We start from the raw sequence: 24,558 nt of genomic DNA, 5'->3' as shown, positions 1-24,558 counted from the left end.
CATGCCCACTGCCACTTCCCTATCGCAGTGCCTTGTCCAAGGCACGACAACCGTCATCGACCTGACGACACCACTGAGCCCCAGCACGCCCGTCGTCCCCGTCCCAGCCCCCTTTGCCCCGACCGCCGCGTTGTCCTACACCCCCGTCAGCGACTTTGATGAGGCCGGTCCTGGCTGGTCCTGGAACGACATCACACTGGGCGAGCACGCCGGTACGCATGTGGACGCACCCCGGCACTGGATAAGTGGCCGAAACGGCAAATCAGTCGACCAGATCTCACCTGACCGACTGGTTGGGCCTGCGGCAGTTGTGGACTGCACAGACCAGGTCAGCGAGAACCCAGCATATTTGCTGACAATTGAGGACTTGGAGGCTTGGGAGACTGAGTACGGCCGTTTCCAACCGGGTACTTGGGTGCTGGCGCGTACCGGTTGGAGCGAACGCAGCGCAGACCCGGAGAAGTTCCTCGATCCGCAAGGCTGGCCCGGACTGACCCTCTCGGCGGCCAAATGGCTGGCCGGGCACCCTCATGTGAGCGGCTATGGAGTCGAGGCCATCGGTATCGACAGCCTGGGAGGCTCCCAAGAAGCTGACGATCAGGACCCGGATCCGGGAGCCTTCGGCCCAGGCCACTACTACCTTCTGGGCTCTGACAAATACGGGGTTACCTCGCTCCGTAATCTTGAGCAACTGCCTGCGCATGGAGCGACCATCATTGTGGCCCCTCTTCCACTTGTAGGCGGTACGGCTGCTCCAGCGCGCGTCTTCGCCCTCCTCGAGGAGTCCAAATGAACGGAACCAACACAGCCACTGACACGATCTATGACCTGCTCGTGGTTGGTACCGGCGCAGCGGGCCTCACCACCGCCACCGAGTTCCTGCACGCCGCCGACAAAGGTGGATGGAAACCATCGATCGCCGTCATAGACAAGGCGCCCGTTGAAGAAAGCGGAGGCGCCACGCGATGGTCGTGGGTCAACTTGTTCGTCAATCAGCACGGTCAAGTAGACCCGGAAGTGATCAACCGCGTCATCGGCGGACACCCGGACGTGGATGACCAATACTTCAGAACTCTCGAGGCAGAAAGCGGCGACACAGCTCAATGGATGCGCACTCAAGGGGTACAAATCGCGTATCAGAATCCGGGCATCGCCATGGAGTCAGACTATGGAGCCGTTGTCGGAGGCGGCCAAGCACTCCTTGACGCACTCATGGCTCAACTACGGACCCGCAAGGGTGTGGAGTTCCTCTACTCGACCGAGGCGTTGATGATCCACCAGAATGGCGCCGGCGAGGTCGACGGACTCACCGCCAGAACCGCCGACGGCACCGAATTTACGCTGCGTGCACGAACTGTGGTCGTTGCTTGTGGAGGATTCGAGGGAAGCCCTGAAAAGCTCAAGCAGTATGTGGGTGATCGCGGAGCCGACATCAAACCTGTCGTTCCCGGCCTACGCTATAACGTGGGCGACGGACTAAGAATGATCACGCAAGTCGGAGGCGCTACATCCGGTCAATTCGAAAAGCTGCATGTCCAACTGGTTGACTCCCGGGCTTCCAAACCCGATGCGGGAATCTTCGGCGTACCGTACGGCATCATCGTCAATAACAAGGGCCAACGGTTTATCGATGAGGGAAGCCGCACATTCGAAGGATTGAATGCACCCCTGGCCTGGTCCGTCTGGCGCGACCACGAGAACGAAGCCTATGTAATCTTCGACGCGCAGACTGACGCTATTCCAGCCTTCAGCTTCCTCAACCAAACAAACCTGGAACCGGTCAGCGCTACGACCATTCCGGGACTGGCGGAGGCGCTAGGCCTTGATCCTGTGGCCCTGCACCGCACAATCGAGGAATTTAACGCCGCAACAGTGGCGGGCCCCTTCGACCCAGCTACCAAGGACGGGCTGCGGACCCAGGGCCTGGGCATCGAGAAGACAAATTGGGCCCGCCCACTCACCACCGGCCCGTTCATTGCATATCCAGTACGAACAGCCGGCATCTTCAGCTTCGGCGGAGTGCGCACGGACATCGATGGCCGAGTAATCGGCACGGGCGGCCAACCGATACCGGGCCTCTACGCCGCAGGGGTTACCACCGGAGTCTGGTACACGGAATACCCCGGCGCAATGTCCATACTCCGTGCTGTGACGTTTGGGCGGCGCGCCGGGCGACATGCCGCGTACCTCGCCGCAACCCGTACGAACGCAGCCAGGACGCGGACCTCGCCATCAACCGCAGCACAGTCTTTGCCCGCATGACACACGCTGATAATTACTGACTCGCTCTATCGGAGTCGCTCCCTCGCCTGGCCCCATCGAAAGCACGTGCGTCCCCAGGACGCACGTGCAACGCCGGTGTCAAGGCGTCTCGATATGATGCCGGCGAACGCGCCTCGCTCAGCTCACCGCTTCCCCTAATCCCCCGGCTATGTCCTATGGAACCCACGACCTATCACTGGAGATCTACCGACACGCCCCGGACGATCCAAATTATCGAGTGCCGGCAACGGCGCCCATCCCCCAACGTTTTCACCCCCTGGAGATCCCATGCATTCCTCGCCACCCCGCCTGACCACTCCCCTACCAATGCGCACGCGCCTCACTCTTGCGCTACTCATGCTGACGATGGTGGCCGAAGGCCTGGACCTCGTCGTCGCAGGCTTCATCTTCCCCCGCGTCATGGACGAATGGGGTGCTGGCATGGATTCCATAACCCTTATTGTCACCCTCAGCGTCGCCGCTACCGCACTAGGCGGGTTCGTAGCAGGCCCCCTTGCTGACAGTTTCGGATACCGACCCGTCATCGTCGTAAGCGCTCTATGCTTCGCCTGTCTCACAGCAGCATTAGCTCTTTCCCCGGATATGACGGCCCTGGCCTGGATCCGCTTGATCGGATGCGCTGGGATGGGAGCCATGGTCCCTGTGGTCATAGCGCAGGTCTCCGCTCTGGTGCCCCAGCGGCTGCGGTCGCAGATGGTAAGTCTGGTGTGGGCTGGAGGAGCCGTCGGTTTCATTGTGGGAAGCATGCTGGCAGCAACGATCATTCCAGCCTTTGGGTGGCGGACCCTGTCCGTGATCAGCGGCGCTATCGCGCTGATTCTGGTCCCCTTCCTTGCTGTACTGCTTCCTGCAGGTCGCCTAACACCGCCTGCCGGAGATTCATCCCTTTCCGAGAGCAACCCGACAGTGTCCGGGCCGCGCTACCCCAACCAGTCAGCACTTCGCGCCATCCTTTCCACCCCGTACCTCGCATCCACGATCGTAACCTGGGCCTGCTTTGCAATCGGGCTTGGCGTGGCATACCTCATTGCCACCTACCTGCCGCTGATGGTTGAACGGTATGGGCTGGGTGTGGCCGCCGCGGGCACAGTGACGGCGCTCTTTGGGGCCTGCGGACTATTAGGCCAAATTTTGCTCGGCTTCGCGTTACGTCGCTGGGACCCCCGGTCGGTTCTTGCCATTGTCTGGTCCGCAGGGGCGCTCGGTATCGTGATGCTCGCTGTTGTGGATCTGGGCATCGCCGGCTTCCTAGTCGCTATCTGCCTCGTTGCAGCCACTATCGCGGGCTCCAACGCAATACTGCCCACGCTGGCTACGTCGCTCTACACCGAGCAGATACGAGCTACCGGTGTGTCGTGGGCGAACGGGGCAGGACAGATCGGCCGTCTCGGTGGTGGCTGGGCCGGCGGCGCCATGATTGCCGCCGGGCTCACAACACCGCAACTGTTCCTAGGCATCGCGATCCCCACAGCGCTCGGCATCGCGGCATCCATCCTGCTGCGTCGCTCTGTACGTCCGGACCACGCTGCCACCCAAGACATATCGGCGCCGCCGACATCTCAGGAAGCGGATGTCCCTCCGTCGGCTCAGAAATCCATGGAAAGGCACCACCAATCATGACAACCGACACGACGACTGCCGAGAGCATCACCATCGAGGTAGGGGCACTCACGTTTGATGCATGGGCTTGGGGGCCATCGGACGGCGTTCCGCTGCTGGCCCTCCACGGTTTCCCACAGCACGGGCAAAGCTGGGCGCAACTAGCCGTGCTCCTTGCTGAGGCAGGGGTTCGCACCTACGCATTTGACCAGCGCGGCTATTCCCCGCGAGCCCGCACACCCTTGTCTGAATACACCCTCGATGCGGTCACCGCCGACGCCATGGGTATCGCCGACGCACTAGGGCTGACCCGATTTCACCTCGCCGGCTTCGGCATGGGCGCCGTCCAAGCCTGGCAAGTAGCAGCCCTCCATCCACAACGGGTCGCGTCCCTTACGGCCCTGCGATTTCCGCACCCAGCCGTTTTCGCAGACGCCGTACGAGAAGATCCGGCCCAGCGCGCACTTTGGGAGGATCTCGAAAAGATGAGCCCCCCAAAGGAAGCGGCCGAAATGCTGCTTCGCGACAACGCAACCGAACTGATCAGCTTTCTCGACGCGTCCGGTATGGAACCAGAAGTGGTCGCTGCCACAGCCGACCGTCTTAGGGACCGCAACACTATGGAAGCCGCCATCGCCTGGCATCTGATTCCCGTCGAACGCATGGCCCATGTCCCGCCCGTGACAACACCAACTCTCTACGTCTTTAGCCAGGGCCCTGCCCTGCTACCTGCCACGGCCCTGCGGTGCGGGTCCGCAGTTCATGGGCCCTACGAGATGGTGGAACTGGAAGGGGTTGGTCACTGGCAGCTGGAATCCGCTGCCGGCGACTTGGCACCCGAAGTGATCCGGCACCTGGCCGCCCACGGCGAAGCCGGTGGTGCCCATGAGTAGCCCTCTGGCCTACACGCGCTACGGAACAGTGGCCGGGTTGTGGCGTGATGGTGCAGCCCGCTTTTATGGGGTTCCCTACGCCGCCGCCCCGGTAGGACCGCTTCGCTTCGCCCCACCACGGCCCCCGGTCCCTTGGTCAAGGATACGGAACAGCACAGAACCGGCTCCCGTGGCTCCCCAGCCTGCCGGCCCGTTAGCGGATCCACACCGGGGTATGAGCGAAGACTGTCTCACCGTCGATATTGTCACTCCAACAATGACGGGAGGCCATCCCGTACTGGTGTGGCTCCACGGCGGAGGGTACTTCGCCGGAAGCTCCATTGAACCAGACACCGACGGCGGTCAGTTGGCTGCGACATACGGCACGGTGGTTGTCTCTATCACTCACAGACTGGGTCTACTCGGCTTTTTGGACCTTGAGGACTCTGGGGTACCGGGATCCGGCAATGCCGGACTTTTGGACATCGTGGCAGCTCTTAGATGGATCCACGAGAACATTGCCTCCTTTGGCGGTGATCCTTCGCGGATCACTGTCGCCGGACATTCCGGGGGTGGCGGCAAGACCTCAATGATTATGTCGATGCCCGCGGCCAAAGGACTGATCAATGGCGCCGTGGTCATGGCTGGGCCCGAGTTCGATCTCAACACCGTCCAGCGTGCCCGCACCACCCTGCTCGGGACCCTGGCCACTCTTGGAATCAGTCGGTGCGCCTCGGGCACCTTGAAGCGCCTTCGCGATGTGCCGCTGACGGACTTGTTACAGGCTCAAGAGCAGTTGGGGGTCGGCGCGGTTCCAGGTCCGGACAGTATGCGGTTTTCGCCAGTGATCGGCCGGTCGGTCCTGCCGCTATCGCCCTCCCAAGCGTTCAGCACAGGAGCCTCGGCCAAGGTCCCCATGATCCTAGGAACAGCCCGGGATGAGGCCCACATCGGCGTCCGACCGACGCCCGGTGTCCCCGTCCCGACCCTGTCTGAAGTTCAGCTGCTGGGTCTTCTGGCAGATGGCCTGGATCATCCAAAGGATGCTGAGAAGATCGTTAGCCGATACCGGGCGCTCCATCCCCGCTTTCCAAACCGGGATCTGTTTCTCGGGATCGCCAGTGACCAGTTCCGTATCCGGACCCTGCGAATGGCCGAGGCGCGGCTGCAAGGGGGTGCCGAGCGCACCTACGTTTACCGTTACGACGCTTCTGGCCGGGAAGCGGTCGCTTCACACGGAGCAGAGGTCGCGTCTTTCTTCGCCCTCCGAGGAGAACCTGACGGTTTGGCGACGGCCCTCGTCGCATTTGCCCGGGACGGTCGACCGCCCTCCCACTGGCCTCCGTACACGATCGAAGCACGCCACGAACTCCGCGTGTCCAACGACTGCATCGCTGCTGTGCCGGACCCTGACGCACCGTCCAGAAGTGCCTGGAAGGGGGTCTCCACCGGTCCTGGTTCAAACCCTTGGGCCCGGCTGATCCAATCCTCGCTGTAGGATGCAACGATTACCCGCGCCTGCCAATCTCAGGAGAGACATGAGCCCGTCCGCCGAGAGCCCGGCCCAGCGTGCCTGCAGGCTCGTGCAGGCAGATCTTGACGAACTTGCGGAACGCACAACGGTTCACGTCCGGGCTGAGGTCCCGAGTTATGCTCTGGTGCCCGTAGAGGTTCATCTGCGGACGGTGCGCGAGACGGCTGCGGCACTACTTGTGGCGCTGGCAAACGGTTCCTCGGCGTCGCCAGCTCACGTCCGAGCAATCCGGTACGCCGCCATGAGCCGTGAAGATGCTGGAGTTGCAGTTCAGGACGTCCTCTCCGCATTTCACATTGTTGGGCGGGACGTGTGGGAAGCGCTACGCGCCACAGACGGCATCAAGCCAACAACGCTGGTTCAGCTCGTCACACCGTTGTGGTCATGGATTCAAGACAACGGATCTCATGTAGCCGAGGCGTTTGCGTCCGGGTCCGGTGGGCTCCAAGGCCGGCAGGTGGTGTTGCGCCAGCGATTGTTGGAAGCTGTCCGTAGCGGTGACTCAGAAGGATCGGAGACAACTGAAGGAGCCCGGCGGTTGGGTTTCGTCCCGGGAGGAGTCTTCCGCGCTGTCTGTACAGAAGCCGGCCCGTGGCTGGACGGGGACATGGAGAGCCTGCAGAAGACACTGACGCGCATGCCCGGAGTCTGTCATGCAGGTCTCCACGGGACACTCATGATCGTCCTGGCACAGGGCATCGGCTATGCTGCGGTGGCTCAGGAGATACAACGACGTCTGCATCCGCGCGATGTAATTGGTGTAGGACTGGAGCGCCAAGGACTCGCGGGAGCAGAAACAAGCATCGGGGACGCCGAACGTGCATTGCGCGTGGGTTGGCCGGGTTCAATATCAGTTTTCGAGAAAGCATGGCTGCATGCAAGCCTCATTGATGCACGCACCCGTCTCACTCCCCTCTACGGGCAGGCCAAGGCTGTTGCACAAGAACACCCCAGCTTGGCGGAAGCCATCCGAGCCTTCGCAAACTCGGGATTCAGCCTGGCTGCTGCAGCGACGAACCTGCAGGTCCACCCAAACACCGTCGCGTACCGCCTAGACAGGTGGCAGGAACTCACCGGACTGGATCCCCGCCAATTCGACGGACTGGCACGATCTGTCCTTTCTACCGGTCCGCCTCGGTGACTTTCGGCTCCTATGCTTAGCCTTGGTTCCACCTTATGGCCGCAGATTGACTCCGTGACGAGCCTGACAGTACATAAGGTTTCGGATCTCCCAGCACCGGTGCCCGGAACGCTGGTCGGTCCTTGAACCATCCTCCTAGTGCCGCCGGCACGACATATTCTCCATTATCGGCGTTTGAAAATGGTCGGGGAGAGCCTTGAAAAGGGCGAATTTCCTGCCTCCATCCCTGCGCCCTTGTGAATGTTCCGAGCAGTAACAGTCGGGCCCGAGCGGCGCTGTCGGTTAGCAGACTGTTTGCTCGATCAAGCAGGGACGGTGACGCTCTCCTTGAGCAAACCCCAGATCGGACCGCCGGAACCGTTTGACGGGAACGCGCCGGATAGTCCCGCCGATCGACTGGGCGAGACGCTCGTTCAACCTTTGCGCAGCGATGTTTTCGTCGAGTGTGGCCATGGCTATGTTGCGGTGGGGCTGCCACCTTGCGGCCGTAAGGAGGAGCGCGAGGCCGATGTACCGGGACATGAGCAGCTCATCGATGTACTGTGCCGGCAGCGCCGCCCATGACAGCGTCCCGTCGATGATGACATTCTCACCGTCATAGGGACGCACGCAGGTCAGCATGTGCGGAAGCCCGCGTTCAAAGGTCCGCACCATCACGGTGATGATTGCTGTCTGCCCAAGGAGCGACTGGGTGACGATCGCCTGGAGCGCCGCGGAGGTCACCTCCAGTTGGTCCTCTTCGGGTGCCAAGGCTCCCGAACGGGAGAGGATCACCCGCCGGAGATAACTCCATCCACTGTGGGTCCCTACGCCGAAAGTCTTTCTCGGACTTCCATAGCCAATGCAACGAACTTGCGCACCAAGGGATTCTGCCGTCGAGGTTGATAAACGAGCCACACCGAGACGGGCGGCGCCCCCGTAAGCGGTATGAATCGAATCTGGGGGTGACTGGTGGCCCGGGCGGCCGAGCTCGGCAACGCCCCCACTCCCCTGCCCGCCACCACGAGGCTAAGCCATTCGTCATAATTGCCACACGTCACGACCTGTCGCGGACGGCGGTCCACGGGCCATAGCTCGGCCCGCGTGGTCCCATTGACAACGTTGACGACTATGGGATGCTCAGCCAGCTCTAACCAGTCAATGCTGTCCCGATCGGCCAGCGACGAGCTCGTCGAGACGACAGCCACGCGCTCTTCTTCAAAAAGCTGCGTGTGCACGAAGGATTCAGGCGACAGCCGGGTACGGGTAATCGCAACATCAAGTTCGGCCCGTTCCAGATGTGAAGCGACGTCATCCCTCCGCATGAGGATCACAGTGGCGCTGCTATTTCTCTCGAACTCGCTGATTACCTCCGTTGCCCAAGGCACAGGCAGGATCCATTGAAAGCCGAGACGAAGCTCCTGGTGCCCTTTTACCGACAGCACTGCCCGGTCAACATCGCTAAGTATGGCCAGAACCTTCGAGAGAAATACTTCCCCCGTAGGCGTCAGCCCCACCGAACGTGAATTACGGTCCAGTAACCGGGTACCGAGAACGGCCTCGAGTTGTTGAACAGTTCTTGTCAGAGCCGGTTGCGTGATAAGCAGGTCTTTGCTCGCTGCCGTGTACGAGCCTGACATCGCTACCGCGGCGAAAGCCCGCAGATGCCTGAGCTCCACGTCTGCATTGACATATTCCAATCCCATACCTGCCATTGTCGTTCCTGATCAGCAGTGCGACCTCACCCTAAGCCAGCACTGGAGGCGAACATCCGCTTTCGGCGTTGCTCCGCTCGGGCGGTGCAGTATCCGCGTAGGCGACTGCCGGGGATGATGGACAGTCCCGCGAGGGCTGCCGCAACTCCGGCGGCGCAAGAAAGGATCGAGTATGAGCCACTCCCCAATAGCAGGATGAGCGGTGCCGCGGTCGGGACCAGGGCGTTGGCGAGTGTGCTTGCCATGCAGAATACGGCCATGTCATGCCGGGCGTCTGCCAGATTGGTCACCCTACGCGTCCGCTGGCTGCTCCCCGTGCTTGCCGGCGCGGTGCTGCTTTGCAAGTGGGGACGCGTGCAGACGCTGCAGGCCGAGCGTGGGTCATGGTGCTGTCGTCGCGGGCGCACGGTGAGGGAAACGGATACACAACACTGCGGCAACTGCCGAGGAGCCCAGGACGATGATGCCGCCAAACAGCATGGCCTCCTGGAAGCCGTTGTGGATAAGGGGTGCCGCCAGCAAGGGACCGAGTATTTGGCCGATGCTGAAACCGACCGTAAGTAGCGCGACCGCATACGGCGTCTGCAGATGGTCGCCAATTGCCAGAGTCAAGGCACTGACGCCCATGAATGTGGCACCAAAGAGAGCGGCCGCCACCAAGGCGGCGACCGTTCCGTCAACCACTGCGGGAAGAGCGATGCCGATTGCCTGAACGAACAGTGAGATAGAGAGGAGAGCCGGACCGTTCCATTTACGTGCCAGCCAAACCCATAGTGCGCAGGACGGAATGGCTGTGACACCGACAATGGTCCACACACCGCTGCCAAGGTCGCCCACCGATCCGTACTGGACTGCGGCTACCAGGAAGGTGCCCGCAATGATGTAGCCAATGCCCTCGAGAACGTAACTGGCCCACAATGCGGCGAACCATTTTGCGGTTCCGGCCCCTTGCCGGGCTGCTGGTCGGGGTGCGCTCCGCCGCGCCACGGGCAGCCGCCATGCGGCGGCGGCGAGTGTCGCGGTCACAGCCGCGCTTATCCACCATGCAAACTGCCATGTGGAAGCGGCACGGACTATGGCAACAAAAATGCCCGTAAGTGCGATACCCACTCCAACGCCGCCGAATCCCCATCCGGCCAGATGGCGGGTGGTGATCGAAAGTCCGGATAGCATGGCCGAGACGGCGATGACGAAGACGAGGGCGCTTGCGGCACCGGCAAACAGCCGGAGAAGAAACCATGCAGCGTCCGAGGAGGTCGCTGGCATCAGCGCCAGCGACAGGACAAGACCGATCAGGCAAAGCCGCAGGGCGCTCTGGGATCGGACGAGGGACGGCAGAACGATTCCAAGGACGGCCCCGGCAAGGTATCCGATGTAGTTGGCGGTTGCCAGCCCCACACCGGCCTGTGACGTCAGGCCGGCCTGCGCTTCCATCAGCGGCAGGATGGGGGTGAAAACGAACCTGCCAATACCCATCGCGGCGGCGAGCGCTGCCGCCGCCTGCGCGACGAGTGGCCAGTGCGCAATTTGGGCGTTAGTTGCATCGGAAACAGGGGGACTGGCTTTCGAGTGTGGCACCTCTTCACGCTAGGCACAGGCGGCGTGGTTGAGAAATGCCCTTTGCTCACCATCAATGCGCCACCGGCATTGCCTACCGCACCATAACCTCCGTAGTGCCCGTTGCGGCTCTGAGTCATCGCCGGACGTCAACCAACTGTGTTCAAGCGAGGATGTCGGCGGATCCGATGAGGCGAGACGGGGTGGCGGACGGGCGTCCTGGCTTCCGCGGCATGCAGAGATACCATCCCCAACCGCGTGCTTGCTCCGAAATCCGGCGTGGCGGCACCGGCCCTGGTGCGTCGGCATGACCGGCGGCAGGGCGTCTATGCTCCCCATGCATTGATCATCGTCAACAGGCATTTCTCTCGTGTTTGTGACCTGCGTAACGTCGCTTTCCATCCGATCAGGACTTCCGGTGGATCCACCGGCTAATCCCCGTATAACGAAGGAGTTCTCTTGTTCGCACCTAGCAGGTCCCAACGCATGCTGGCGGCTGCATCGCTCGCGGGCATCATTGCTGTGACCGCCGCAGGCTGTTCCAACGGCACCTCGAATGGCACAGGCGGCGCGGCCAGCGCCTCGGGCGCAGACCGAAACGTCAACGTCATTGTGGTCTCCGGACCCCTCGACGACCCGTACTTCGGGGCGATCAAGCGTGGAACCGATGACGCCGCAAAGCAGGCCGGCGTCACCGCCCAATACCTGAGCCCGTCATCGTCGAAGGAAGGCTCCGGCCCCACGCTGGCACGACTCGTGCAAGACGCCATCAACAAGAAGCCTGATGCCCTGGTCGTCGCAAACTTCTTCCCCGATGCAGAGAATGCGGTGATCAAGCAGGCGACGGCAGCAGGCATACCCGTCATCCTCCAGAACACAGGAAACGACATATGGAAGGAACTCGGCGCCAAGTCCTACGTAGGGCTTGAGCCACGACCTGTGGGCGTCGAAGCCGCCAACCAGATGACGGCGAAGAACATCAAGAAGGTGCTCTGCGTCAATCCTGTCCCCGGAAACCCATTCCTCGAGCAGGCCTGCGAGGGCCTGACCGACGGAATGAAGAACGACGGCGGGGCTGCGACGACTATCTCAATCCCGTACTCCGATGTCACCAATCCGACTAAGGTCAAGCAGAGCATCCAGGGAGCACTCAAAGCTGACCCCAGCATCGAGGGAGTGTTCGTATTCGGTAGCGCCGTGGCCGAGAACGCGAAGCAGGCCGCAGCGGACTCCGGTATGAAGCTCGCTATCGGTACCGGCGATCTTTCGACACAGGTGCTGAAGGACATTCAGAGCGGAGATATCGCATTCGCCCTGGACTCCCAGCCGTATCTGCAGGGCTACTACCCCGTGCTCATGGCCGCCCAGTACGTGCGGTTCGGGATTATGCCGGCCGGCGAGATTGTCACCGGCCCCAATGTGGTCACCCAGGCCAACGTCGCCGACGTCCTGAAGATCAACCAGGAGACCAAGGGCATCCGGGGCGCTTCGTAAGCCCGCATGTCTCCGGGCGCGCCTTTGGAGCCGACCGGCACGAAGGCGCGCCGAACCACCAGCAATTCTCGAGAGGTTTTCACCATGTCCCTACAGTCATCCATGCGCAGCCACTTAACGAGGCCGCCTGTACCGAGCCCAGACCCGGGCGTCCCCCAGCGCGGGTCAGTCCTTGGACGCACCCTGCGCCGCCCAGAATTCGGCGCCCTTATCGGTGCCGTCGCCGTCTACGTATTCTTCATGATCACCGCTTCAAGCTCGGGGTTTGTCACGTTCGACGGCACCGCCAGCTGGTTCAACACAGCGGCGGAACTGGGGATCGTTGCCACACCGGTTGCACTGCTCCTCATTTCCGGCGAATTCGACCTCTCCATCGGTGCCACAGTTGGTGCCGCTTCCATGATCGTCGCCGTCGGCAGCGGCACCTACGGCCTGCCGCAGTGGGTCTCCATCGCACTGGCCGTGACTTTCAGCCTTCTTGTCGGTTTTGTCAACGGATTCGCCGTCACCAGGACCAAGTTGCCGTCCTTCATCGTCACCCTCGGGAGCCAACTCGTGATCGGCGGAGCGGCTTTGGGTTTTGCCCGTGCCTTGGCCGGCACGACCGCTGTCTCCCTCGTCGCCGAACCGAGTACCCAGGCGGTGTTCGGCTCGAAGATCGGGCCTTTCCAGTCGACGTTCATCTGGTGGATAGCCCTCACTCTCCTGGCCGCGTGGCTCCTCACCCGGACACGCTTCGGCAACTGGATCTACGCAGCCGGCGGGTCGCTGGAGGTCTCCCGGGAAGCCGGTGTCCCCATTACCCGGGTCAAGATCACCCTGTTTATGGCAACCTCCCTTGGAGCTGCCCTCGTGGGCATCATGCAGACCATCGCCTTCAACGGCGGAGACGTCACGCGGGGCCGGTCGTTCATCTTCGACGCTGTCATCGCGGCCGTCATCGGCGGTGTTCTGCTTCAGGGCGGTTACGGCTCGATGGTTGGCGTGTTCCTGGGCGTGGCAACGTACGGGATTGTCAATATCGGCATCTTCTACACGGGCTGGAACACCGACTACGCACAGTTGTTCCTCGGCGGGCTGCTGTTGATCGCGGTCATCGCCAATAACTATTTCCGCAAGCTCGCACTTACAAGCAGGTAACACCAATGACTCAAATAATTCGCAACATCAAGGACTCCGTAGCATCGGAGAAGCCCCTCATTGAACTCCGCAAGGTCACCAAGCGCTTCACCGGCGTCACAGCCGTCGCCGATGTCTCCCTCACCGTCGAGCGAGGAAAAGTCCTGTGCATCCTCGGCCACAACGGGGCCGGCAAGTCGACCCTCATCAAGATCCTCTCCGGCGTCCACCCGCCAACCGAAGGGGAGATGCTCATGGACGGCGCATCCGTCCAGCTGGAGAGCCCCCGGGACGCCTTGTCCCGCGGGATCGCCACGGTCCACCAGGGCGCAGGGACCATCCCCCTGATGAGCGTGGCACGCAACTTCTTCCTCGGATCTGAACCGACCAAGGGGTGGGGCCCGTTCCGCCGCATCAATTCCGCTTTGGCGGCCAGGGTTGCACTGAACGAGATCTCCAGCCTCGGTATCCGCCGCGTTGCGGACGCCAACCAACTGGTCGGTACCATGTCAGGCGGCGAACGCCAGGCACTGGTCATCGCCCGCGCCATGCATTTCGGCGCCAACGTCCTCATCCTCGACGAACCGACTTCCGCCTTGGGCGTGCGTGAATCCGAGACCGTACTGCGGGCGGTCGAAAGCGCCCGGAACCGGGGGGTCGGGGTCGTCCTCATCACCCACCAGGCCCACCACGCGCTCCGGGTCGGTGACCAATTCGCCGTTATCGCGCACGGACGGCTCGTTGCTTCCTTCTCCCGTGGGGAGAAGGAAGCGGCTGAAGTCATCGATCTGATGGCCGGCGGCGCGTCCATGCAGCAGCTGGAATCCGAACAGGAAGCATGATGGACCACTCGACCGCGCTGCTGGGGCCGGCGTCCTCGGTGTCAGGTTTCACAGCGCCCGGATACGAGGGCGTACGGGAGGCCTTTGAAGCCAACATGAGCATCGGCGAAGAATTCGGAGGAGCCCTTGCGGTCCACCGTTACGGTGTCCCTGTCGTGGACCTTACCGGCGGAGTCCAGGACAGCACCGGGACACCATACCGGGAAGATGCCCTCCATGTAGGCTATTCTGTCACCAAGGGAGTCGTCGGCCTGGTCCTGGCTGAGCTCGTTCACAATGGTGAACTGGACATCGAAGCGCCAGTCGCAGCGTATTGGCCCGAGTTCGCTGCCGGCGGTAAAGCCGGCATCACCGTCGCAGAACTCTCCTCACACCAAGCTGGACTGACCGCATTCGCCGAGCCGATCAATGCCGCAGACTTGGTCAACTGGGACGAATGCGTACGCCGCCTCGCGGCCCAGTCACCGGCATGGCCGCTGGGAACCGGCCACGGCTACCACGCCCTGACCTTCGGGTACCTTGTCGGTGAGGTGATCCGGCGAGCCACCGGGCGCACTGTCGGGCAGCTCCTCAGAGACCGCTTCGACCCCAAAGGCGACCTTCAGGCCTGGATCGGTCTGCCGGCGGAACATTCCAGCAGGGTCGTCCTCTACCGCAAGGCAGAACCCACCCCCGGCGTCGGCGCCCTGGCGCAGGCCCACGCTTCAACCGTAGGCACCCACACCTACAACACCTTCCATAATCCGGAAATCACAGTCTCCACCTTCAACGATCCTGACATTTGGGCAGCAGAAGTCCCTGGAGGCAACGGCATCTTCGACGCCCGCTCCCTCTCACGACTGTATTCGTCGGTTGTGGACGGCCCCCTCCGCTCGATTTCTTCCGCCACGGTCGATGAGTTCCGCCGCCAGCGCGTGAACGGAGCCGACTTTGTACTCACCGACCAGCCCACCCGTTTCGGGACGGTATTCGCGCTTTCCAGCCCCCGCCAACCGATGCTCGGTCCGGGATCGATGGGACACGACGGCATGGGCGGGCATGCCGCCTTTGCCCATCCCGAATCGGGGATCACCTTCGCCTACCTCAGCACCCGTGCCATCGCTGACCCCATGCCCCACCCTCGACTGTGGCGGCTCATCTCCGCCGTCGAAGCAGCCATTCGCTAGCAAGACTGCAAGTCGGCCTACCGCAGCACCGGAAAAGGAGAACTTGTGCCCCTCGTACTCATCGACCTCGTCCGCGGCAGAACGCCAGAGGAAGTCCGAACCCTACTGAACGTTGTCCACCGCGCAATGGTGAAGGCCTTCGACGTACCAGAGACAGACCGGTACCAGATCCTGACCCAGCACGAACCATACGAACTCGTCCTCGAAGACACGGGCCTGGGCATCACCAGATCAGAAGCCCGGCTGGTGATCCGCTTCCTCAGTCGGGAAAGACCCCCGGAAGCGAAAGCTGAACTGTTCCGGCTCCTGGCCGCCAGCCTTGAGTCGGAGTGCGGAATACGCAGCGCGGACGTCGTAGTCGCCATTGCAGAGAACGGCCCCTCCGACTGGTCCTTCGGGATGGGCGAAGCCCAATTCCTGACTGGGCCTCTCTGATTCCCCGCTAGGAACCTCGTTTCATTCCATCCGGCAGGAACGCACACCGTCCGGCGTCATCAGGACACCACCTTCCATCGACAGAAAGGAGAAGAAGCTTCAATGACTCTTCAAACCCGCCTGACCCATCGGCTCAATGTGAAACATCCCATCGTCCTCGCCCCGATGGACCTCGCCGCCAATGCCCGACTCGCAAACGCGGTCGCCGCCGCTGGAGGGCTGGGACTGCTGGGAGGAGGCTACGGAGACCTCCCATGGCTCCAGTCCGAGCTTCCACAACTGGACCGTACCCCTGGCCGTCGCATCGGCGTCGGATTCATCACGTGGTCCCTCGCCCGGCACCCGGCACTCCTCGATGAAGTACTCAAGTACTCCCCCGAGGCGGTCTTTCTTTCCTTCGGCGATCCCACCCCGTTCGCCAGGAAAATCAAAGACAGCGGCGCCGCCCTCATCTGCCAGGTCGGGAGTGTCGAGCACGCGAAACGCGCTCTCGACGCAGGCGCCGACATCCTCTCGGCGCAAGGCACCGAAGGAGGCGGCCATGCTCTCGGGACACGCTCGACTCTCACGTTGGTCCCGGAACTCGCCGATCTGATTCGGGGAGCCGGCTCCCCCGCCCTCCTGCTCGCAGGCGGCGGCATCGCCGACGCGCGCGGCCTAGCGGCCGCCCTTGCCTTGGGCGCCGATGGCGCACTCGTCGGGACCCGCTTCTGGGCGAGTACCGAAGCTGCCGCCTCCCGAGCTGCCCAGGAACTGGTCTTGCGGATCGACGGTGACAGCACCGTGCGGCAAACCCTGTACGACACGGTTCGGGAGAAACACTGGCCAGAGGATTACAACGGGAGGGTTTTACTCAACGACTTCCTCCACCGCTGGCTTGACCACCCGGAGGAATTCATCGGCCGCCTAAGCCGCCTGCGAGATGAATACCATGCCGCCGCCCAGAACGATGACCTGTCCGTCGTGAACGTCATCGTTGGGGAAGCCATCGGGATGATCCACTCCATCCAGACAGTCCGGGACATCGTCGAATCCATGTCTGAGGGCGCCGCCCATCTCCTCAACAGTCACTTCAGCCTGCTGCCCACACCCTCACACTGACGAAAGAGCAACAACATGACCACCACCATCCCGCACTACATCGGCGGCGAACAACGTACTGACAGTGTTCGGCACCAACCCGTCTTCAACCCGGCAACCGGCACGTCAGACAAGGTCGTCGGTCTGGCCACCGCAGCCGAAGTGGCAGCAGCCGTCGACATAGCAGCGAATGCACAGCGCGAATGGCGCCGGACAAGCCTCACGAAGCGGGCCGATATCTTTTTCCGGCTCCGCCAGCTGATCGATTCCCACAAAGAAGACCTCGCGCAGATCGTGACCGCCGAGCACGGCAAAGTCCTCGGCGACTCTCTCGGGGAGATCAGCCGGGGACTTGAGAACGTAGAATTCGCTGCAGGCCTGGGTCACCTGCTGAAAGGCGAGTACTCGGAGCAGGTGTCGAGAGGAATAGACGTACATCAGGTCCTCCAGCCCGTCGGCGTCGTCGCCTGCATTACGCCCTTCAACTTCCCCGTGATGGTGCCCCTCTGGATGACGGCCGCGGCGATCGCCTGCGGCAACGCCGTCATCCTAAAGCCCAGCGAACGCGACCCCTCCGCCGCGGTCTTCCTTGCCGAGCTCTTCACCAAGGCAGGACTGCCACCCGGGGTCCTCAACGTCGTCCACGGCGACGTGGAGTCGGTGGACGCCCTACTGGAACACCCCGGTGTGGGGGCGGTGAGCTTCGTCGGCTCGACCCCGGTGGCTAAAAGCGTCTATGAAAAAGCAGCCCGGGAAGGAAAACGAGTGCAGGCCCTCGGCGGCGCGAAGAACCACATGGTTGTCCTGCCGGATGCGGACCTCGACGCTGCCGCCGACGCTGCAGTGTCCGCAGCCTACGGCTCCGCCGGTGAGCGGTGCATGGCTATCAGTGTCCTGGTCCCCGTTGGCGACATTGCGGATGACCTCGTCGCCCGGATCCGTGAGCGCCTGGAGCGGATGACCATCGGGCCGGGGACGGACCAAAAGTCGGAAATGGGTCCTCTCATCACCCGGGAAACACGTGACCGCGTGGCCAGCTATGTCGAAGGCGCCAGCGCAGATGGCGCAACCGTCGTCGTAGACGGCCGAGAACGCCAGTTCCCATCGGGGGGATATTTCATCGGTGCCAGCCTCATCGACCATGTGCGGCCGGGAATGGCTGTGTACGACGAGGAAATTTTCGGCCCTGTCCTCTCGGTCATGCGCGCTGACTCTTACGACGAAGCCATCAAGGCCATCAACGACAACCCATACGGCAACGGGGCTGCAATTTTCACCCGGGACGGGCGCGCCGCCCGCGAGTTCGAGTTCGACATTGAGGCGGGCATGGTGGGCGTGAACGTCCCGGTCCCCGTGCCCGTCGGTCATTACTCATTCGGAGGCTGGAAGGATTCCCTATTTGGCGACGCGCACATCTATGGGCCCGAAAGCATCCAATTCTACACGCGCAGCAAAATCGTGACATCCCGCTGGCCGCTGCCGTCTGAAAGCCAGATCAACCTGGGCTTCCCCTCGAACAGCTGACCCCACAGCGACAACGGTGATAGCGGATGGAGAAAGGCTCCATCCGCTATCACCATGTCAAAGTCAGCTTGCGTGGTCGCCATTCGGACGTTGATGAGGAGCATCGGAATTGGAAAAAGTAGTTATCGAGGTCGGTACCAGGGCGGAACTCGACGCAGCGCTGAATGAGGCGCAGGCGGCACTCATGGCCGCCGCCATCACAAAAAGAATGGGAATCAGGGTTGCAAGACTCAGCGCTGGCCGCTATCTCGCCGTCCTGAGCGACGCGGTCCCTTACGGGACAACGCAGGAAGGCTGGAGCTGAAGGGCAGGGCCACACCTGTTGCGTACTCCCCGACTCGTCCGATACCCGAAACCGCGGTCGGCCCAATCAGCTGCCCGGAGAGAACCCCAGACCGCCCCAATTGACCGCTGGCCCAACTTGACAATACGAAAGGGGCCCAGTGTCGGGAAGGGACCTCCGATTCAAATTGCTTCGTGGGCTGCCGGGCGGACTGTAGGCGGCGCGGCAGAGCCGCATTTGAAGCTGTAGAGATATGTGGCTAAGACCGAGTTCCGCCCTGCCAGCGGTTGGCCATTGTCGGCGGCCCCGTGTCGGGGCGCGAGCAGCGACGTCGCCGCGGCAAATGGTGGCGGCCGCGCCCCGCCCCTCTGGCCTTGCGCTGATGCCTTTATCGAGCAGTGCGGAATGGTCTGCGGCCCTGGGCTCGGCTGCAACACTGGACTTATCTACTATCGGCCGGCGACGAAGGCGGTCCGGCCCGCAGTGAGCTCCAAAAGTTTCGTCACGTTTCAGCGAACAAGCATCGTGGACGTGCACGCCCGTTCTGTCGTCGCGTGCGCAATTGACGGGGAAACCGGAGACATTCAGGCGCCGGCTCACCCCTGAATTCGAGGACTCGCTTCGATCCGGTCGTTGCCGGGCTTGGTGAAATCTGTCTACGAGGCCAGTCCCACGGGGCGACTGGGACCGCTACACGGGCCGGACCATCGGCGCCTACTCTTGGTCTGGGTCCTGTCCGAACATTCCTCCGGCCAGTCACGGTCCCAGGCGCGATCACCAAAACAGGCAACGGACATGATGCAGGCTGTTGGCCGAGACCGCCTGACAACACCGAAGCCCGCGGCGGAGCCTGCTTGAGTGGACTCCGCCGCGGGTAATTTGCTACTTTGCGGCCAGCAGCTCTTGGAAATCGCGGTCGGGGTTGTTCCGCACGTGCGTGGGTGCATCGTAAACGAGCGTAGCGCCTTGCCCCTGCTTGTATTCGGGCCAAGACACCTTCGACAGCTTGCCGGGATCTCCGTAGTGAAGGAAGCTGATCAACCCGCTGGATGATTCATCGGCGATCCGCTCAGCATTGCGCCTGTCCCCGGCGAAGACGTAGGCCACCTTGTCGATGTTATTGAGCACGAGGGGCAGGTCCCCGCCCGTGTGGTGGGCGGTTACGCCTCCGAAGATGGGGAGGTTCCATGCATACTCGCTGACGTTGACGGGAGCGCCGCCCTCTGCTGCTTGGGCAGCCTTGGCATCGGCGACTTGCAATCGAGTCGCAGAGAAAGAGTTGGCACCGCCGTCAACGTAAAGCAGGTCAAACAGGTCATGGGTGGGAAAGCCCTTCCTGAAGGCCTTGACGATGTCGTCTGTCTTCGAGCCATATTTCTGCTTCAAGAGTTCCTGCACGCGGGCCGCCGAGACGTTCGGACGGTACGCATCGTCCAGAGGGTTAGTTGCGCTCGGAATTGCAAGCTTAAAATGATTGCTGGCGAACTCTCCCAAGGTAGAGCTGACGATAAGCGGTATCTTCGTAGCAAGCGGCGAAAACTTCCCGTCCTTGATCACAGGTGCCGGGTAGAAGTCAGGGTCGATCTCTGAGCTGGCGCTGAATTTCGCGGCGTTGGCAGCCGTCAGCCGTTTGTCATACCGAATGGTAGCCAGTTCGGCGACCCGACTGCCGTCGAGGCCAAGGTTCGCCAGGAACGACGCTGCCTGGGTTTGAGCAGTCGCGGGCTGACGGCTGGGCACTGCGGCCGAGCTATGGATAACCGACTTCTGGAACAGCCCTTACGCCATAGGCGAACCAAACAGGCTCAGCACCTTGCCTCCACCACCGGACTGTCCCATTATGGTGACATTGTTTGGGTCACCGCCGAAGTTTTCCGCGTTCGCCTTGACCCACTGCAGGGCCTTGATCAAATCCAACATGCCGAGGTTCCCCGAGTGCTTGTATTGAGCGCCGTACGCGGAAAGATCCATAAACCGGAGGACGTTCAGACGGTGGTTAACACTGACGAAGACCGCATCTCCTTTTGAGGAAATGCCTTTACCCTCGTAGTAAGGGAGCTCGTTGGAGGCCCCGCTCGTGTAACCGCCTCCATGGATGAACAGCACGATTGGCTTTTTCGCTGTGGGCTCCAGTGATTGGGTCCACACGTTCGCGAAGAGACAATCCTCGGAAGGCACCAGGTCATTGGCCGACGGACTCATGAACTCGAATTGGCTGACCTTGGTTGCCCCGTTGGGACAGACAGCACCGTAAGACAAGGTGCTCTTGACTCCACTCCAGTGCGTGGGATCTTGCGGCTCTTCGAAACGGGCCGCCTGGGCATAAGGGATGCCCTTAAATGTATAAACGCCTCGGTCCCTATAGCCGTAGATCTGCCCCGCTGTCGTGTTCGCGATGGCTGGCTGGGTAATTTCGTTATTGGGGCGTGATTCATTCTGGTCGGGATTGGCGGCGAATGTAGGGATGACTGCGGACACACCCAACATTAGGCTTGCTGCTGTTGCGGTAACGAAAGCGAGGCCGCGAGGCTTCTTCATTGACGCTCCTGTTTCGATTCGGGTTTATGATCGTGCGGCGAACAAACCCCTGACCATGCTGTGGGAACCTCAGCATGATCAGGCCGCACATAATGCGAGCTTTGGATTCAAAGCGCGAAGGTGATGGCACGTACGCGTCCCCGGTCCCGATGCTAGGTGCTTTATCGGTTCGAACCGTCCTTGTACGAGCTGCCATAAAAGCTTGCTCGCATCTGACGGCTCATGTCGTCAGCGTTAGCAGGGAAATGGTGAAAACAGTCCTTCTGGCGAACATCGACAGCCTCAAAGGTAAGGTCCAGATAGGAGGAGGGTAATGCGCTGGAGTTGCGAGGCGATAAATTTGGTGTCGTAGTTTTCCGACAACAGGAGATGCAGATTGGAGCGGATCCAAAAAGGGTCAACCCTCTATTTGCCCATTTTGGAGATGCGTGAAGTGATCGTGGGCGAAGCCGTGCAGCGCAGAATCGTCGAGCTTGTGGACTCCAGCCGCACAAAGAGCTGGGCCAACACCAAAGTCATCCAGCCGCAGAATCCCGACAGGCTGATAACTGACTGGCTTCAGACGAAGGTTCTCCTCGGCAGGAGTCGTCCCGCAACTGCAGGCACTGCGGGAGCCTTCCGCCCCCTTCCCGAGGACAACTTGCTTTGAAGGAGTGGAAGGCATGCGTCATGAGCTGTTGGCTTGAGGCTAGGAACTATGCGGGATCGTATCGATGGGAGACCGCACAAGGGTATTGGCAAAACGGCACCCGGCGATTACGTTCATGAGTGGTGCAAGAGGAAGGTCTAGCTTCGCGTCGTACGTTCAAACGAAAAGGACGTATTTCAAGGCTGGCAACCAGCGTGCAGGAGTTCCGGCATGCTTGCCAGGAAGGCGAAGATCCTAACAAAGTACAACTAGCCGCTGGGAGAACCCGCGTTACCGATGTCCTTGCTGGCCCCCCACAGGATTTCGAAGAGGTTGCGCTGCATCTCTGCGTACTCCACGCTCTCGATCTTAAGAGCGAAGTTCTCATGCCTGGTTGAAAGCATGATCACCCTGTCAGCACCAATGAGCATGGTCATGTTGTACACATACGTGTCCGGAGCGTACCGGGCGTGCCGAAACTCCGCCGGGTTGCTGTCCCATCCCGCCACGGTGTCCTTTTCATGGGACCTCACAACCCGCAACCAGATCTTCCGCTTGCAGCGCTCACGCACATAGTCGTCGGTTGCCGCTTTACCGATCCCCATGTGCAGATCATCCATCGACATGATGCCGCTAAGGTCCGACCCCCATGTAAGAGTCTCGAAGAGGGCATGCCGCATACCCTCAACGCCCTCGAAATATGTGGTCCGGGGGAACGGGCGGGAGCGCTCCTGCAGTGCCTGCAACTGCGGCACGATCTTGTCCAAGAGAATTTTTGTCTGGAGCCAGTCAGTTATCAGCCTGTCGGGATTCTGCGGCTGGATGACTTTGGTGTTGGCCCGGCTCTTTATTCGGCTCGAGTCCACGAGCCGCACCATCCCGCGCTGGACCAGGGAGTTCACCAAGTCGTACGCCGTGGTCCTGTTGATGTTGGTCACCTTAGCGACTTCCGCCACTGTAGGTTCATGCATCTCCAAAATAGCGAGGTACAGGTTAGCCGCTTTCGGGTCCAACCCGATTTGCACAAGCTCTTCAATCATCTGAAGCTCCGGACTGTTGTCGAAATACTACGACACTAACGTTACTCGGCTTTAACGTTTTGTCGTTGTCTGCGAAGCCTCAATTGCCTACGGTTAAAGCATCGATGGCCCACGACCGCAGTAACAACAACCTCCCACCCGAGACATAGTGACGCGAATCGCCGTCACTAGATGACTGATCACTGCCTTATGCATCAACGACGACATCGAGGCCGGACGGTACGAATGGGTCCCGGCAGGGCAACGCGTCGATGTGATGCCCATGGGAGTCCCCCACCAGAAACGCTTGACCTAGACAGAATGCGAGTTGTTCCAATGAGCCAACTGAAACAAGGACGACGCGGCACGTTATCGCCAACGATGCGAAAAGTTGTCTTGGTTGCCACCACCGGAGCGATGATCGAGTGGTACGACTTCTTTATTTACGCGACTGCCGCAGCGCTTGTTTTCCCTGCATTGTTCTTCCCGGCCGACATGCCGGTTTATGTCGGGGTGATTGCGTCCTTCAGTACGCTGGCCGTGGGCATGGTGGCACGGCCGTTCGGTGCCGCAATATTCGGCCACTTGGGCGACAAGTATGGCCGAAAAAAGGCCCTCGTCGTGGCCCTCCTGATGATGGGTGCAGCCTCGACGCTGATTGGCGTGCTACCCACCTACGCAGCCGCCGGCGTGCTGGCTCCCATCGCTTTGACAACGCTCCGCATGTTCCAGGGACTGGCGGTGGGCGGACAATGGGGCGGCGCTATCCTGCTCATCACAGAAAACGCCCCGTCACATCGCAAGGGGTACTACGGAGGCTTCGCCCAGGCGGGCGTCCCGGCCGGAGTTGTCGCCTCAAATGCCGCGTTCCTTCTCGTGGCAGCACTGATGCCGCACGAAGCCTTCATGTCCTGGGGCTGGCGCGTTCCGTTCCTACTGAGCGTTGTGATGATCGCCGTCGGCGTCTACGCCCAGGCCAGGCTGGAAGAATCCCCGGCGTTTGCACAGCTGCAGTCAACGGCAACGAAGCCGACCCGCTCCCCCGCCCTGCAGGTCCTGCGTTCCAACCCGAAGCAGATCCTTCTTGGCGGAGCCGCCTTCGCCGCCTACATCGGCTATTTCTACGTGCTGGTCTCCTACGTGGTCCAGTACGCTACGGCGGTGCTGCACGTGGCTCAGACAACCGTGCTGGCTGGTGTCCTGGCCGGTGCTGCACTCCAGATTTTTTCAATCATGATCGCGGCACGGCTTTCGGACCGCTTCGGCAGGCGCAAAGTCTTCGCTGTCGGTGTCGCTCTGCTGGCCCTGTGGGCTTTCCCCTGCTTCCTCCTGATTGATACAGGGTCGGCTTTCGGCATCTTTACAGCGCTGATCGTCGGCCAGATTTTCATGGGAGTCCCCTACGGCCCCCAGGCAGCCCTGTTTGCCGAAATGTTCAAAGTCGGGGTGCGGTACTCCGGGGCATCCCTGGCCTACCAGGCGGGAGCCATCATCGGGGGGGCATTCGCCCCCGTCATCGCCACGGCACTCTTCGCCGCGACGAAAACATCCATGTCGGTCTCCGCCTACCTGTTCGCCCTGTCACTGATTTCCCTGATCGCAATTCTCCTGATCAAGGAGACCCTCGGATCCGATGTGGACGCACCAGCGGAACCCGCCACCGACGATCCGCGGGCAACGTCTGCAGTCGTCGAGTCGTAGAGCGGACTAACAAACTCACAGCCGAACCGGCGGCGGATCCCACGGTCTC

Annotated in this window: 22 protein-coding genes; 16 read left to right on the top strand and 6 right to left on the bottom strand. The window is 61.5% G+C overall.

Going from position 1 to position 24,558, the window contains the following annotated elements; translation table 11 throughout:
• Position 1 precedes the first annotated feature (1 nt).
• The 6 genes from AB0N72_RS19310 to AB0N72_RS19285 all read left to right on the top strand — a co-directional run bounded on the left by AB0N72_RS19310 (position 2) and on the right by AB0N72_RS19285 (position 7,429).
• Positions 2-793, top strand: a complete 792-nt coding sequence (locus tag AB0N72_RS19310) for a cyclase family protein (protein WP_363934087.1) — start codon at positions 2-4, stop codon at positions 791-793.
• Positions 790-2,262: an FAD-binding protein gene (locus AB0N72_RS19305; protein ID WP_363934086.1), complete on the top strand. Its 1,473-nt coding sequence runs from the start codon at positions 790-792 to the stop codon at positions 2,260-2,262. Before AB0N72_RS19310 ends, AB0N72_RS19305 begins: the two co-directional genes overlap by 4 nt.
• A 288-nt stretch (positions 2,263-2,550) precedes the next feature.
• Complete coding sequence (locus tag AB0N72_RS19300) at positions 2,551-3,903, top strand: MFS transporter (RefSeq protein WP_363934084.1); 1,353 nt, start codon at positions 2,551-2,553, stop codon at positions 3,901-3,903.
• Positions 3,900-4,775, top strand: coding sequence for an alpha/beta hydrolase (locus tag AB0N72_RS19295; protein ID WP_363934083.1), 876 nt, complete (start codon positions 3,900-3,902; stop codon positions 4,773-4,775). Before AB0N72_RS19300 ends, AB0N72_RS19295 begins: the two co-directional genes overlap by 4 nt.
• Positions 4,768-6,252: a carboxylesterase family protein gene (locus tag AB0N72_RS19290; RefSeq protein WP_363934081.1), complete on the top strand. Its 1,485-nt coding sequence runs from the start codon at positions 4,768-4,770 to the stop codon at positions 6,250-6,252. Before AB0N72_RS19295 ends, AB0N72_RS19290 begins: the two co-directional genes overlap by 8 nt.
• Before the next feature lie 40 nt (positions 6,253-6,292).
• Complete coding sequence (locus AB0N72_RS19285) at positions 6,293-7,429, top strand: helix-turn-helix domain-containing protein (protein ID WP_363934079.1); 1,137 nt, start codon at positions 6,293-6,295, stop codon at positions 7,427-7,429.
• A gap of 282 nt (positions 7,430-7,711) precedes the next feature.
• Here AB0N72_RS19285 and AB0N72_RS19280 read toward each other — a convergent pair whose 3' ends face one another.
• From AB0N72_RS19280 to AB0N72_RS19270, 3 genes are all read right to left on the bottom strand, one after another.
• Entirely contained in the window at positions 7,712-8,203 is a 492-nt protein-coding gene (locus AB0N72_RS19280; RefSeq protein WP_363934077.1) for a hypothetical protein, read from the bottom strand.
• Between the two features lie 32 nt (positions 8,204-8,235).
• Positions 8,236-9,123 (bottom strand): LysR family transcriptional regulator, encoded by an 888-nt coding sequence (locus AB0N72_RS19275; RefSeq protein WP_363934075.1) that lies wholly within the window; start codon positions 9,121-9,123, stop codon positions 8,236-8,238.
• A 381-nt stretch (positions 9,124-9,504) separates the two neighbouring features.
• Positions 9,505-10,701 carry a YbfB/YjiJ family MFS transporter gene (locus AB0N72_RS19270; protein ID WP_363934073.1) on the bottom strand — a complete coding sequence of 399 codons (1,197 nt, stop codon included), beginning with the start codon at positions 10,699-10,701 and terminating at the stop codon, positions 9,505-9,507.
• A 438-nt stretch (positions 10,702-11,139) separates the two neighbouring features.
• On the opposite strand from AB0N72_RS19270, the gene AB0N72_RS19265 reads away from it, so the two are divergent.
• From AB0N72_RS19265 to AB0N72_RS19230, 8 genes are all read left to right on the top strand, one after another.
• Complete coding sequence (locus AB0N72_RS19265) at positions 11,140-12,174, top strand: substrate-binding domain-containing protein (protein ID WP_363934071.1); 1,035 nt, start codon at positions 11,140-11,142, stop codon at positions 12,172-12,174.
• 240 nt (positions 12,175-12,414) lie between these two features.
• Positions 12,415-13,314 (top strand): ABC transporter permease, encoded by a 900-nt coding sequence (locus AB0N72_RS19260; protein WP_363934069.1) that lies wholly within the window; start codon positions 12,415-12,417, stop codon positions 13,312-13,314.
• Between the two features lie 5 nt (positions 13,315-13,319).
• Positions 13,320-14,135, top strand: a complete 816-nt coding sequence (locus AB0N72_RS19255) for an ATP-binding cassette domain-containing protein (protein WP_363934067.1) — start codon at positions 13,320-13,322, stop codon at positions 14,133-14,135.
• Entirely contained in the window at positions 14,135-15,301 is a 1,167-nt protein-coding gene (locus AB0N72_RS19250; RefSeq protein ID WP_363934065.1) for a serine hydrolase domain-containing protein, read from the top strand. Before AB0N72_RS19255 ends, AB0N72_RS19250 begins: the two co-directional genes overlap by 1 nt.
• Positions 15,302-15,346: 45 nt before the next feature.
• Positions 15,347-15,736, top strand: coding sequence for a tautomerase family protein (locus AB0N72_RS19245; protein WP_363934063.1), 390 nt, complete (start codon positions 15,347-15,349; stop codon positions 15,734-15,736).
• Between the two features lie 102 nt (positions 15,737-15,838).
• Entirely contained in the window at positions 15,839-16,837 is a 999-nt protein-coding gene (locus tag AB0N72_RS19240) for a nitronate monooxygenase (RefSeq protein WP_363934061.1), read from the top strand.
• A gap of 15 nt (positions 16,838-16,852) precedes the next feature.
• Entirely contained in the window at positions 16,853-18,340 is a 1,488-nt protein-coding gene (locus AB0N72_RS19235; protein WP_363934059.1) for a CoA-acylating methylmalonate-semialdehyde dehydrogenase, read from the top strand.
• A gap of 109 nt (positions 18,341-18,449) precedes the next feature.
• Complete coding sequence (locus AB0N72_RS19230) at positions 18,450-18,644, top strand: hypothetical protein (RefSeq protein WP_363934057.1); 195 nt, start codon at positions 18,450-18,452, stop codon at positions 18,642-18,644.
• Between the two features lie 861 nt (positions 18,645-19,505).
• Here the strand turns inward: AB0N72_RS19230 and AB0N72_RS19225 are convergent.
• Positions 19,506-20,363, bottom strand: a complete 858-nt coding sequence (locus tag AB0N72_RS19225) for a hypothetical protein (protein ID WP_363934055.1) — start codon at positions 20,361-20,363, stop codon at positions 19,506-19,508.
• Between the two features lie 39 nt (positions 20,364-20,402).
• On the bottom strand, positions 20,403-21,161 hold the full coding sequence (locus tag AB0N72_RS19220) for a carboxylesterase family protein (RefSeq protein ID WP_363934053.1): 759 nt from the start codon (positions 21,159-21,161) through the stop codon (positions 20,403-20,405).
• A gap of 409 nt (positions 21,162-21,570) precedes the next feature.
• Between AB0N72_RS19220 and AB0N72_RS19215 the strand changes: the two genes are divergently transcribed.
• Positions 21,571-21,810 (top strand): hypothetical protein, encoded by a 240-nt coding sequence (locus AB0N72_RS19215; protein ID WP_363934051.1) that lies wholly within the window; start codon positions 21,571-21,573, stop codon positions 21,808-21,810.
• Positions 21,811-22,058: 248 nt separating this feature from the next.
• Here AB0N72_RS19215 and AB0N72_RS19210 read toward each other — a convergent pair whose 3' ends face one another.
• On the bottom strand, positions 22,059-22,829 hold the full coding sequence (locus AB0N72_RS19210) for a helix-turn-helix domain-containing protein (protein WP_363934049.1): 771 nt from the start codon (positions 22,827-22,829) through the stop codon (positions 22,059-22,061).
• 315 nt (positions 22,830-23,144) lie between these two features.
• Between AB0N72_RS19210 and AB0N72_RS19205 the strand changes: the two genes are divergently transcribed.
• A complete protein-coding gene (locus tag AB0N72_RS19205) occupies positions 23,145-24,509 on the top strand; it encodes an MFS transporter (protein ID WP_363934047.1) in 1,365 nt (454 codons plus the stop codon).
• The last annotated feature ends 49 nt before the right edge of the window (positions 24,510-24,558 follow it).

It is taken from the genome of Paenarthrobacter sp. NPDC089307 (assembly GCF_040685055.1).
In the GTDB taxonomy this organism is placed as follows: domain Bacteria; phylum Actinomycetota; class Actinomycetes; order Actinomycetales; family Micrococcaceae; genus Arthrobacter.
Note: the sequence above shows the minus strand (reverse complement) of the source record. Positions and strands in the feature narration are given on the sequence as shown.

Excerpts from the sequence above, each read along its gene's own strand:
- AB0N72_RS19310 (WP_363934087.1), top strand. The coding sequence starts at position 2 with ATGCCCACTGCCACTTCCCTATCGCAGTGCCTTGTCCAAGGCACGACA.
- AB0N72_RS19305 (WP_363934086.1), top strand. The coding sequence starts at position 790 with ATGAACGGAACCAACACAGCCACTGACACGATCTATGACCTGCTCGTG.
- AB0N72_RS19300 (WP_363934084.1), top strand. The coding sequence starts at position 2,551 with ATGCATTCCTCGCCACCCCGCCTGACCACTCCCCTACCAATGCGCACG.
- AB0N72_RS19295 (WP_363934083.1), top strand. The coding sequence starts at position 3,900 with ATGACAACCGACACGACGACTGCCGAGAGCATCACCATCGAGGTAGGG.
- AB0N72_RS19290 (WP_363934081.1), top strand. The coding sequence starts at position 4,768 with ATGAGTAGCCCTCTGGCCTACACGCGCTACGGAACAGTGGCCGGGTTG.
- AB0N72_RS19285 (WP_363934079.1), top strand. The coding sequence starts at position 6,293 with ATGAGCCCGTCCGCCGAGAGCCCGGCCCAGCGTGCCTGCAGGCTCGTG.
- AB0N72_RS19275 (WP_363934075.1), bottom strand. The coding sequence starts at position 9,123 with ATGGCAGGTATGGGATTGGAATATGTCAATGCAGACGTGGAGCTCAGG.
- AB0N72_RS19260 (WP_363934069.1), top strand. The coding sequence starts at position 12,415 with ATGATCACCGCTTCAAGCTCGGGGTTTGTCACGTTCGACGGCACCGCC.
- AB0N72_RS19255 (WP_363934067.1), top strand. The coding sequence starts at position 13,320 with ATGACTCAAATAATTCGCAACATCAAGGACTCCGTAGCATCGGAGAAG.
- AB0N72_RS19250 (WP_363934065.1), top strand. The coding sequence starts at position 14,135 with ATGGACCACTCGACCGCGCTGCTGGGGCCGGCGTCCTCGGTGTCAGGT.
- AB0N72_RS19240 (WP_363934061.1), top strand. The coding sequence starts at position 15,839 with ATGACTCTTCAAACCCGCCTGACCCATCGGCTCAATGTGAAACATCCC.
- AB0N72_RS19235 (WP_363934059.1), top strand. The coding sequence starts at position 16,853 with ATGACCACCACCATCCCGCACTACATCGGCGGCGAACAACGTACTGAC.
- AB0N72_RS19220 (WP_363934053.1), bottom strand. The coding sequence starts at position 21,161 with ATGAAGAAGCCTCGCGGCCTCGCTTTCGTTACCGCAACAGCAGCAAGC.
- AB0N72_RS19210 (WP_363934049.1), bottom strand. The coding sequence starts at position 22,829 with ATGATTGAAGAGCTTGTGCAAATCGGGTTGGACCCGAAAGCGGCTAAC.
- AB0N72_RS19205 (WP_363934047.1), top strand. The coding sequence starts at position 23,145 with ATGAGCCAACTGAAACAAGGACGACGCGGCACGTTATCGCCAACGATG.